Source organism: Corallococcus exercitus (genome assembly GCF_003611585.1).
Classification (GTDB): domain Bacteria; phylum Myxococcota; class Myxococcia; order Myxococcales; family Myxococcaceae; genus Corallococcus; species Corallococcus exercitus.
The window spans coordinates 1-8,868 of record NZ_RAVW01000407.1 but is presented as its reverse complement, the minus strand read 5'-3'; the positions used below and the strand labels follow the sequence as shown (position 1 = coordinate 8,868).

The 8,868-nt window shown below is 70.5% G+C and carries 8 protein-coding genes and 1 pseudogene; 3 read left to right on the top strand and 6 right to left on the bottom strand.

Annotated features, from left to right (window positions below):
- Positions 1–15: 15 nt before the first annotated feature.
- Positions 16–1,374, bottom strand: coding sequence for an RtcB family protein (locus tag D7W79_RS33860; protein ID WP_120529471.1), 1,359 nt, complete (start codon positions 1,372–1,374; stop codon positions 16–18).
- A gap of 235 nt (positions 1,375–1,609) precedes the next feature.
- On the opposite strand from D7W79_RS33860, the gene D7W79_RS33855 reads away from it, so the two are divergent.
- Positions 1,610–1,891 carry a hypothetical protein gene (locus tag D7W79_RS33855; RefSeq protein ID WP_120529470.1) on the top strand — a complete coding sequence of 94 codons (282 nt, stop codon included), beginning with the start codon at positions 1,610–1,612 and terminating at the stop codon, positions 1,889–1,891.
- Between the two features lie 82 nt (positions 1,892–1,973).
- Here the strand turns inward: D7W79_RS33855 and D7W79_RS33850 are convergent, their stop codons facing one another.
- From D7W79_RS33850 to D7W79_RS33840, 3 genes are all read right to left on the bottom strand, one after another.
- Positions 1,974–2,324 (bottom strand): DUF2019 domain-containing protein, encoded by a 351-nt coding sequence (locus D7W79_RS33850; protein ID WP_171437941.1) that lies wholly within the window; start codon positions 2,322–2,324, stop codon positions 1,974–1,976.
- Positions 2,321–3,664, bottom strand: coding sequence for a SitA5 family polymorphic toxin (gene sitA5, locus D7W79_RS33845; protein WP_120529468.1), 1,344 nt, complete (start codon positions 3,662–3,664; stop codon positions 2,321–2,323). Before sitA5 ends, D7W79_RS33850 begins: the two co-directional genes overlap by 4 nt.
- A gap of 135 nt (positions 3,665–3,799) precedes the next feature.
- Entirely contained in the window at positions 3,800–5,020 is a 1,221-nt protein-coding gene (locus D7W79_RS33840) for a hypothetical protein (protein WP_120529467.1), read from the bottom strand.
- 325 nt (positions 5,021–5,345) lie between these two features.
- On the opposite strand from D7W79_RS33840, the gene D7W79_RS33835 reads away from it, so the two are divergent.
- Positions 5,346–5,672, top strand: coding sequence for a pilus assembly protein N-terminal domain-containing protein (locus D7W79_RS33835; protein WP_158617120.1), 327 nt, complete (start codon positions 5,346–5,348; stop codon positions 5,670–5,672).
- Positions 5,673–5,685: 13 nt separating this feature from the next.
- On the opposite strand, the gene D7W79_RS33830 is transcribed toward D7W79_RS33835, so the two are convergent.
- Together D7W79_RS33830 and D7W79_RS33825 are read right to left on the bottom strand one after the other, a co-directional pair.
- Positions 5,686–6,138, bottom strand: a complete 453-nt coding sequence (locus D7W79_RS33830; RefSeq protein ID WP_120529465.1) for a PaaI family thioesterase — start codon at positions 6,136–6,138, stop codon at positions 5,686–5,688.
- Entirely contained in the window at positions 6,138–6,587 is a 450-nt protein-coding gene (locus D7W79_RS33825) for a PaaI family thioesterase (protein WP_120529464.1), read from the bottom strand. Before D7W79_RS33825 ends, D7W79_RS33830 begins: the two co-directional genes overlap by 1 nt.
- Before the next feature lie 160 nt (positions 6,588–6,747).
- On the opposite strand from D7W79_RS33825, the pseudogene D7W79_RS33820 reads away from it, so the two are divergent.
- A pseudogene (locus D7W79_RS33820) lies at positions 6,748–8,868 on the top strand (PD40 domain-containing protein); the annotation flags it as partial.

Genomic DNA, 8,868 nt, shown 5'->3' with positions numbered 1-8,868 from the left:
CTCCTGGGTCCACCCTCAGTCCGCGCCCTTGATGCAGGCCACCGGCTTGAGGCGGTGGGCCACCCGGGCGAGTCCGGCCTGCTCCACCGTCTCCAGCACGTCGTCCAGGTTCTTGTAGCAGGGCCCGGACTCGTCCAGCGGCGTGGTGCGGGTGTTCAGCAGGATGCCAGCCTCCGCCATGCGCTGGTCCGTCTCCTCCTGCTGGAGCTGCCGGCGCGCGGCGGCCCGTGACAGCCGCCGGCCGGAGCCATGGTTCACCGAGTAGATGGACTTCTCCGCCCCCGGCTCCGCGAAGAGGATGGCGCTGCCCGTCTCCATGGAGCCGGGGATGAGGATGGGGTGCCCGGTGGCCTCCCACGTCGTCCCCTTGAGGGCAGGGTGGCCGGCGGGAAAGGCCCGCGTGGCGCCCTTGCGCGCGACGAACTTGCCGCCCTCCTTCTGGATGAGGTTGTGGCTGATCTCGTAGTAGATGCTCGCGGTCCCGCCGAACACGTCCTCGAGCGCCCCGCACACGGCCTCGCCGATGAGCAGCCGGTTGGCCACGGCGAAGTTGGCCGCCATGTTGTGCAGGTTCCAGTAGCTGCGGCCCAGGGGGCTGTCCGCATCCAGCCAGATGAAGTCCTCGCTGCGGCTCTTGAGGCCCAGTTGCGCCGCGCCCGCCACGAAGAAGTGCTTGGCGATGTTCCAGCCGAAGCCCCGGCTGCCGGTGTGGAGCATCACCCAGACGCGGCCTGTTTCATCCACCTGCATCTCGGTGAAGTGGTTGCCGCCGCCCAGGCTGCCCAGCTGGCCGCGCTTGTCGTAGGCGCGCTCGGGGATGGACACGCCGGTGTCCTCCACGGGGATGAAGTCGCGTTCGGTGACCGACCGGGTGCGGCCCAGGGCCTTGGCGCCGTGGCGGAGCACTTCCTTGAGGGTGGGGTCGTTGACCTTGCGCTGCTTGCGCGCCCGGGTGGCGCCCACGCCCACGGCGATGCGTTCGGTCACCTCGTTGATCCACTGGCGGCGCTTGGCGGGGTCGGCCACGTCCTCCACGGTGAGGGAGGTCTGCAGCTGCACCATGCCGCAGCCGATGTCGTAGCCGGCGGCGGTGGGCAGCAGGATGCCGTCCGTCTCCACGACGGTGCCAATGGGGACGCCGTAGCCCACGTGACAGTCGGGCGTGACGGCGACGCGGGTGACGCCCGGGAAGGTGGCGGCGTTGACGACCTGATCGAAGACGGCGTCTTCCAGCGCGGGGGCTTCCGGGTTGCCCTCCTCCCCCCAGAGGAGCTTGTCGGAGAGGAACAGGTCCGCGTGCACGCGCATCGTCTTGGTGCGTGGCAGGACGTAGTGACCCTCGGAGACCTTTTCCAGGTGTTGCTTCCAGCTCATGGTGAATCCCCCAGGTGGGTGAACCCGCGGCAGGGACGAAGCCCTCCCTCAACCCTGACGGTGCCGGGTTCCGGACACACGATTGGCTGCCTGCCTGGCGTGCGTCGAGGGGAAATCCCGTGCGGTGGACGCAAGGAACGGTCGGGAGTGCACGGAGTGGCAATCAGACAAGCCTGGGGGTTGCGGCATCCGATCGGCATTCCCATTTCTCCAGCGTGCATCAAGGGGGTGGGCGATGGGGTTTTTGACGGGGATGGTGCTGGCGATGTCGTTGCAGGCGGGGCCGGTGGAGATGACCGCGGCTCCGGTGTTCAATCCGTCGCTGTGCGCCAAGAAGCGCGTGGATCCATGCGGGTGCCATCACGTGTACGGCATCCGGCACTGCCACCAGAATCGCAAGAGCAACCACTGCGAGGCGCAGGTCCGCGCCTACCAGCCGGACGTGGAGCAGGAGACCGCGGAGGCGACGAATCCGCTCCAGAGCCTCATCGACCCGGCCAAGTCCGTGTCCATGTAGGGCGGCGCTGTTCCTGAGCGTGGCGGGAATTCCGGGCGTCCTTCCCAGGGTGGGGGAGGGCGCCACGGTTCATTGTGGGGGGCTATCCAGGGTCCAGGGTCCAGGTGCCTTCGTCCCATCGCTTCAAGGCTTCCGAGGCTTCGAAGGGGACAAGTCCCTGGCCCTGAGCGGCTTCCTCCAGGACCGCCCTGGCTTCCGCCGTCCGGTAGCGAAGCAGGTGGGCGGCGGCCATCACGCGGACGTCCATGCGCTCATGCTTGAGCAGTACCAGGAGCGCATCCCGTCCGGTATCGCCATGGGCCAGGAGTTGATCGATCGCGGCGCCGTACTTCCTGGCGTGCTTGTTGCCGGTCTTGGAATCGCCTTTCCAGATGGCTTCGGTCTGGGCGGCGACGTGCTTCGCGACCTCCTCAACCAGCTTCTCCAGGGTCATGGCCAAAGCCCTTTCATCACGTTCTCGATGGCCCGCAGTCCGAAGTCGCGTTGGGCCTCGTACGACTGTGTACTCAACCATTGCCGCACAGTCAGGCTGCCCGAACCCGTAACGCCACGTCGGATCGAGGAATAGAACTCGCTGACGCGGGCATGCAGCGCCTTGTCCAGCGGGACGACGTTCTCCGTGTTGTGAAGGGCCTGGGGACCGAACCGCTGCACGTTGCCCGGGGTCTGTTCGACGATGTGGTGCCACTCCTTTCCCGGACCCGCCGGGCCCAGTGCCTTCTTGAAGCCACTGAAAGAGCCCCAGCTCCTGGGCGCACCCGCTGGTGGCGTGGATCCACCGCCGTTGGCGGCCATGGCCACCGCGCCCGGAGCGAGCGCGACCGTCACGGTCCCGGCGCTCACCGCAACCGTCTCCACCTCCCCGACCGCCGCGAACCGCAGGCCCAGCTGTGACTCGGCCTGCACCGTCGCCAGGGCGGCTCCGGGGAGTTGGGGCACCTTCGCCGCCAGGCTGGGGGCCGTGGTGCCAATCGCCGCCGTGGCCAGCAGGGCGAAGGCCCGTGCCGCGTTGCGGCCCATGACCTTGCCGTAGCGCTCGCCCGCCTCGCGCAGCGCTCCGAACGTGGTGGCCCGGTCCGCGGCTTCCACCAACTGCTTGAAGCCCACGATGAGGCTCCAGAAGGTGTCGATGCCCACGTAGGAGATGAGCGTGACGGTCATCACGGCGGCGAGCCCCTTGGAGAAGGGCTCCGGCACCGCGAGCAGGACGAGGTACGTGGTCCATGTCCACAGGACCGTCGTCAGCATGGCCTGGGGATCGGCCATGTCCTGGAAGGCTTCCAGCAGCTCCTCCAGCACGGCACCCTGGGCGAGCGCCATGGCCAGGGCGTAACGCCCATCCCCGGTGACGGTGGGGCCCTCCACCAGCAGGCGGAGGCAGTCGCCAGGCCTGCCCGTGCGTTCGCACCAGCGCAGGTAGGCACGCGTCAGCTCCACGTCCGCGCTGGAGGCGGCTCCTTCCAGGTGCTCACCCGGCCCCAGCGGGGTGATGCGGCGGCTGCGCGGGTCGAACAGGTACGAACCACTGCGCGGCTCCACCTGCCACAAGCGCCGTGCCGCGTCCTGTGGGCGTGTGGACGGACGCACGGCCCGGGCCAGCATCGCGACGGCTTCCTCGAAGTCGTCCGCAGCCACTTCCACCGGCGTGGCACCCGGACGCGGTGTCACCACGATGGGGGCATTCCTGCCTGTTTCCAGACGCACCGACCGCGTGACGCCGCCACATCCGGTCAGCAGCACGAGCAGGAGCGGAATCAACCACAAGGGCCGCATGCGGAGTCCTCCCGGAGCCAGGGCGCTCCTTGAGAGGCATTTGAGCATGCAATGCCAGACAAACAGAAAGAATGAGGCCGGAAGGCGCCATTCCATACGTCCGCCGGACCGACGGTCCCGGCGCGCTGCCCCGCCTCAGTGCGCGGCGGTCGGCTCGCTGGGAAGGTCCTCCGAACGGCTCACCTCGAGATCGCTCTCCGAGCGGATGATGACCCAGCGCGCCTGGGGCGACACACGCAGCGCCACCACGTTCGGTGCCAGGCGGCGCATCTCCGGCTTGTAGGGCAGTACCGCCAGCGGCGGCGCCGTCAGCGCCGACGCGTGCGGATGGCCGGCGGGCGCGTGCGGCATCGACGCGGGAGCAGGCGGCGCCGGCAGGCTCCCGGGCACGCGGTTCAGCAGCGGGATGACCTTCACCGTGGGGCGCTCCGGCATCGGCGCGGGCTTCGCCGTGACTGGCGGCGTGCTCGGAGGAGTCCGCGGCAGCGCGGGCAGGGCCAGCGGCGCGGCCGGCAGGGTCTTCTGGGGCGCGGACCTGGCCACCGCGACGGGCGGGATGCCCGGAGGCGTGTTCGCGCCCGGCGCCCGCGCGGTGCTGGCGGCCGGTGGATTCTCGAAGGCGGCCATCGACACGATGACCTTCGGAAGCGGCGTCCCCTCCGGCGGACGCGACGCACCCGCCGCCTTCGCCATCGAGCGCGACATCGACTCCGTCGCCGCGTCCCGCGCGGGCGTCACGACCGGCGTGACTGGACGTGGATGGGGCAGCACCGCCTCGCGCCCCGGCCCCGAGCCCGACCCTGGCAGCCTTCCCGGCACCGGGCTCCGCACGCCCGCGGCGTTCAGCGGCGCGATGGACGGCGCCGCTGGCAGGCCCACGGGGGAGGCCTGCTCCTGCGCGGCGTTGAGCACGAAGGACGGTGGCGGAGGCGGCGGCATGTTCCGCATCCGTCCGGGCGGCGGCGTCGGCGGCGGCAGCCGGTCGAAGCGGTAGAGCTGCTCGTCCTCCAGCTCCGTCGGCGTCACCGCGCCCTGTCCCAGCCGCACCACCTCCAGCTGCAGCGTCGGGTCCTGCGGATCCAGCTCCAGCGCGGCCTTCAGCGCGCCCCTCGCGCGGGACTCGCAACCCAGTGACAACAGCACCCGAGCGGCTTCACGGTACGCGGCGATGGCCTGCTCCCGCTGACCCGCGCGGCGGCAGGCCTCCGCCAGCCGGATGCGCACATTCGCGTCTCGCGGCAGCCGCTTCGCCAGCTGCGCGTACGTTTCCACGCACTGCGCATACCTCCCCCGCTGGTACAGCGCATGTGCGGCTTCCTTCAACTCCCGCAGCTTCATCGACTCGCGCTCGCTCATGGGGGCCCCCGCGTCGGTTGTCGCTCCCGTGAGCTAGCAGGCGACGTGCCGCGCTCCCGTGACGCGCGCTCGCGTTCACTGCCGCGCCCCTACCGCGACCCTGGACCGGAATCCCTGTCCTCCACCCGGCGGATTCAAAGGCAGCTCACCGTGCACCCGTGCACGCTGTCCGCTGCTTGACCCGTCAGGGACCCTGTAGAAATGGGAACCGCGCTGTAACAACGCCAGTGCGGCAATCCCGGAACTCTCGGGAGACGTCGGATGCGCACGCATGGGACACTGGGGCGGCTCGGGATTCCCCCGGAGACACCTGGAGATCGCACCCATGGCTTCACGCTTCGTGGCCCTGACGTTGGGAACCCTGCTGCTGGGCGCCGCTCCCGCATGGGCGAAGGAGCCCGCGGCCCGGACCGCGGACTCGGAGGAGGCGCCGGCCGCGGACGAGACGCTCACCCTGAAGAAGGGCGCGAAGCAGGTGCTGACCGTGCCGGGCCTGAGCCGTGTGGCGCTGGGTGACCCGTCCGTCGCGGACGTGAAGACGACCGGGAAGGACGGGGTGGAGGTCTCCGCGCTGGCGAAGGGGACGACCACCCTCATCGTCTGGGGCAACGGCGGCAAGCGCCGCACGTACCGCATCGTGGTGGACGGCTAGCGACTTCGGAGGCTCAAGGCTCCGACAGCAGGAACAGCGCGTGCGAGCTGGCGATGGGCCGGGTCCGGTCGTCCTGCCAGGCCTCCACGCGTACGTTGGCCACGCGCCGCCCCTGCCGCGTGATGAACGCGCGCGCGAACGTGTCCTGAGCCTTGCCCGAGCGCAGGAAGTCCACCGTGGTGGAGATGACCTTGGGCACGCGCTCGGTGTCTGTCTTGAGCAGCAATTCGAAGATGGCGCTCGACTCCAGGAGCGCCCCCAGCGTGCCGCCGTGCAGCGCGGGCAGCAGGCTGTTGCCAATGAGGTGCGGCGCGTAGCGCATGCGGCAGAGCATCTCGCCGGCCAGGTTCTCCACGCCAATGCCCATGAAGCGCGTGTAGGGGATGGCGTCCGTGAGGCGCGGGTACTCGCGCGACTGGCGCACCTGGCGGACCAGGTCCGCGAGGGGAAGCGAAGGCGTGCTCATCAGTCCTCCACCCGCATGAAGGTGCCCTGCGACGACGCCACCGGCATCGCCGGGTCGCCCTGGTGCACCTGCGCGCGCACGAAGGCGACCAGCCGGGTGACCTTGTAGCACTCGGCATGCGCGGTCAGCGGCAGGCCCGGGCGTGCGGGGCGCAGGTAGTCGATCCGCAGGTCCAGCGTGACAATGGCCGCGAACGCGCCCAGCGCCGCCATCACCGCCGTGCCGCTCGCCGCGTCGATGAGCGTCGTCACCGCGCCGCCCGCCACCACGCCCGTCTCCGGATTGCCAACGAGCACGTCCGCGTACGGCATCACGACCGTCGCGTCCGTGGCGCCCACCTCCTCCAGCCGCAACCCGAGCGCGTGGTTGTGGGGCACCGCCTCGGTGAACAGCACGGAGAGCTTCTCGCGCCGCCCCGCCGTGTCCGCGGGAAGACTGAAGTCAGACATAGGCCGGAGGCAGTAGCAGATTCGGACCACGCCGGGGGAACGCGGTGCGGCACGCCGCGGCCAGGAACACGCCCGACCGTCCGCGAGTTCACGGGCGCCCTGACAGCCCACGCATCCTGGCAGGATGCCGCGCCCCGCGTCTTTCCCGAGGACACTTCCGGTGAACCGACCCCTCTCGTCCCTCTGCTTCGCGCTGCTCGTCCCAGGCCTGCTCCTGGCGGCGCAGCCCCTGCCCAAGCCCTCGGGTGCTCCCGCGCCCGCACCGTCAGGCCAGGGTGAAGCGCCTCCGAAGGAACCGCCCCCTCCGCCCGCGCCCAAGGAGACCGCGCGCGAAGCCGCCCGTGCGAGCGAGGGTGACGGCGGCACCCTGGCCCCCGTCGCCACGACGGAGCAGCCGGACGCGAAGAAGGACGAATGGCGCGTGGACGCGCCCCCGGGCGTGGCCAGCACGCAGGTGCCCATCGACGTGCGCGAGGGCACGTGGATGAACGTGGACGTGAGCCCGCGTGGGGACGAGCTCCTCTTCGACCTCCTGGGGGACATCTACGCGCTGCCCATCGCGGGCGGCGAGGCGCGCGCGCTGACCTCCGGCGCGGCGTGGGACATGCAGCCGCGCTACAGCCCGGACGGGAAGTCCATCGCGTTCACCAGCGACCGGGGCGGTGGGGACAACGTCTGGGTGATGGACCGCGACGGCGGCAATCCCCGCGCGGTGACGCAGGAGAAGTTCCGGCTGCTCAACAGCCCCGCGTGGAGCCCGGACGGCCAGTTCCTGGTGGCGCGCAAGCACTTCACCGGCCGGCGCTCGCTGGGCGCGGGCGAGGTGTGGATGTTCCACCGCGCGGGCGGGGAAGGCGTGAAGCTCACTGAGCGCGCCAACGACCAGAAGGACCTGGGCGAGCCCGCGTTCTCCCCCGACGGCCGCTACGTCTACTTCAGCCAGGACGTCACGCCGGGGAAGTCCTTCGAGTACGACAAGGACCCCAACAAGGAGCTCTACGCCATCCAGCGTCTGGATTTGGAGACGAAGGAGGTGGAGCCCTTCGTCACCGGCCCGGGCGGCTCCATCCGGCCCACGCCGTCACCGGACGGCAAGCAGCTGGCGTTCGTGCGGCGGGTGCGCGGCAAGAGCGTGCTGTACGTGGCGGACGTGAAGTCCGGGGCGGAGCGGCCGCTGTATGACGGGCTTGACCGGGACATGCAGGAGACGTGGGCCATCCACGGCGTGTCGCCGGTGATGGCGTGGACGCCGGACAACAAGTCCCTGGTGTTCTGGGCGGGCGGGACGCTGCACCGCATCGACGTGGCGACGAAGAAGGTGACGCCCATTGCCTTCCACGTGAAGGGCACGCGCACGGTGTTCGCCCCGGTGAAGGGCACGCGGCAGGTGGCGCCGGACCGCTTCGACGTGAAGATGCTGCGCTGGGTGCAGGTGTCACCGGATGGCAAGAGGCTGGTGTACCAGGCGCTGGGCAAGCTCTACGTGAAGGACCTGCCGTCGGGGACGCCGCGCCGGCTGACGCGTCAGAACGAGCACCTGGAGTTCTACCCGTCGTTCTCCCGGGACGGGCGCTCCATCGTCTACACGACGTGGGACGACGACGCGCTGGGCACGGTGCGCGTGGTGTCCGCGACGGGTGGCGAGGGCCGCGTGGTGTCGGCGCAGCCGGGCTTCTACGTGGAGCCCGCGATGAGTCCGGACGGCAAGTGGGTGGTGTACCGGACGACGGGCGACGGCTACCTGATGCCGGGCACGTGGAGCCGCGAGACGGGGCTGTTCGTGGTGCCGTCCACCGGCGGGGGCGTGGCGCGCAAGCTCACGCGCGACGGGGAGCAGCCGCACTTCGGCGCGAAGTCGGACCGCGTGTACTTCCTGCACGTGGAGTCCAAGGACGTGGAGGACGTGCGCACGCTGCGCAGCATCGGCCTGGATGGCGGTGAGCCGCGCACGCACCTGACCAGCGGGGGCGCGCTGGAGATGCGCGTGTCGCCGGACGATAAGTGGGTGGCCTTCCGCGAGGACTTCAACGCGTACGTGACGCCCTTCGTGCGCGGCTCGAAGGAGGCGCGCGTGGGGCCGGGCACCAAGGCGATGCCGGTGACGCAGGTGAGCCGTGACGCGGGCGAGTACCTGCACTGGTCCAGTCCTGGCGGGCGGCTGTCCCTGCACTGGGCGCTGGGGCCGAAGCTCTACACGCGGGCGCTGAAGGACGCGTTCACGTTCGTGGAAGGGGCGCCCAAGACGCTGCCGCCGCCGGAGGCGGACGGGGTGGACGTGGCG

Coding starts and splice junctions, on each gene's coding strand:
- D7W79_RS33860 (WP_120529471.1), bottom strand. CDS start 1,374: ATGAGCTGGAAGCAACACCTGGAAAAGGTCTCCGAGGGTCACTACGTC.
- D7W79_RS33855 (WP_120529470.1), top strand. CDS start 1,610: ATGGGGTTTTTGACGGGGATGGTGCTGGCGATGTCGTTGCAGGCGGGG.
- D7W79_RS33850 (WP_171437941.1), bottom strand. CDS start 2,324: ATGACCCTGGAGAAGCTGGTTGAGGAGGTCGCGAAGCACGTCGCCGCC.
- sitA5 (WP_120529468.1), bottom strand. CDS start 3,664: ATGCGGCCCTTGTGGTTGATTCCGCTCCTGCTCGTGCTGCTGACCGGA.
- D7W79_RS33840 (WP_120529467.1), bottom strand. CDS start 5,020: ATGAGCGAGCGCGAGTCGATGAAGCTGCGGGAGTTGAAGGAAGCCGCA.
- D7W79_RS33835 (WP_158617120.1), top strand. CDS start 5,346: ATGGCTTCACGCTTCGTGGCCCTGACGTTGGGAACCCTGCTGCTGGGC.
- D7W79_RS33830 (WP_120529465.1), bottom strand. CDS start 6,138: ATGAGCACGCCTTCGCTTCCCCTCGCGGACCTGGTCCGCCAGGTGCGC.
- D7W79_RS33825 (WP_120529464.1), bottom strand. CDS start 6,587: ATGTCTGACTTCAGTCTTCCCGCGGACACGGCGGGGCGGCGCGAGAAG.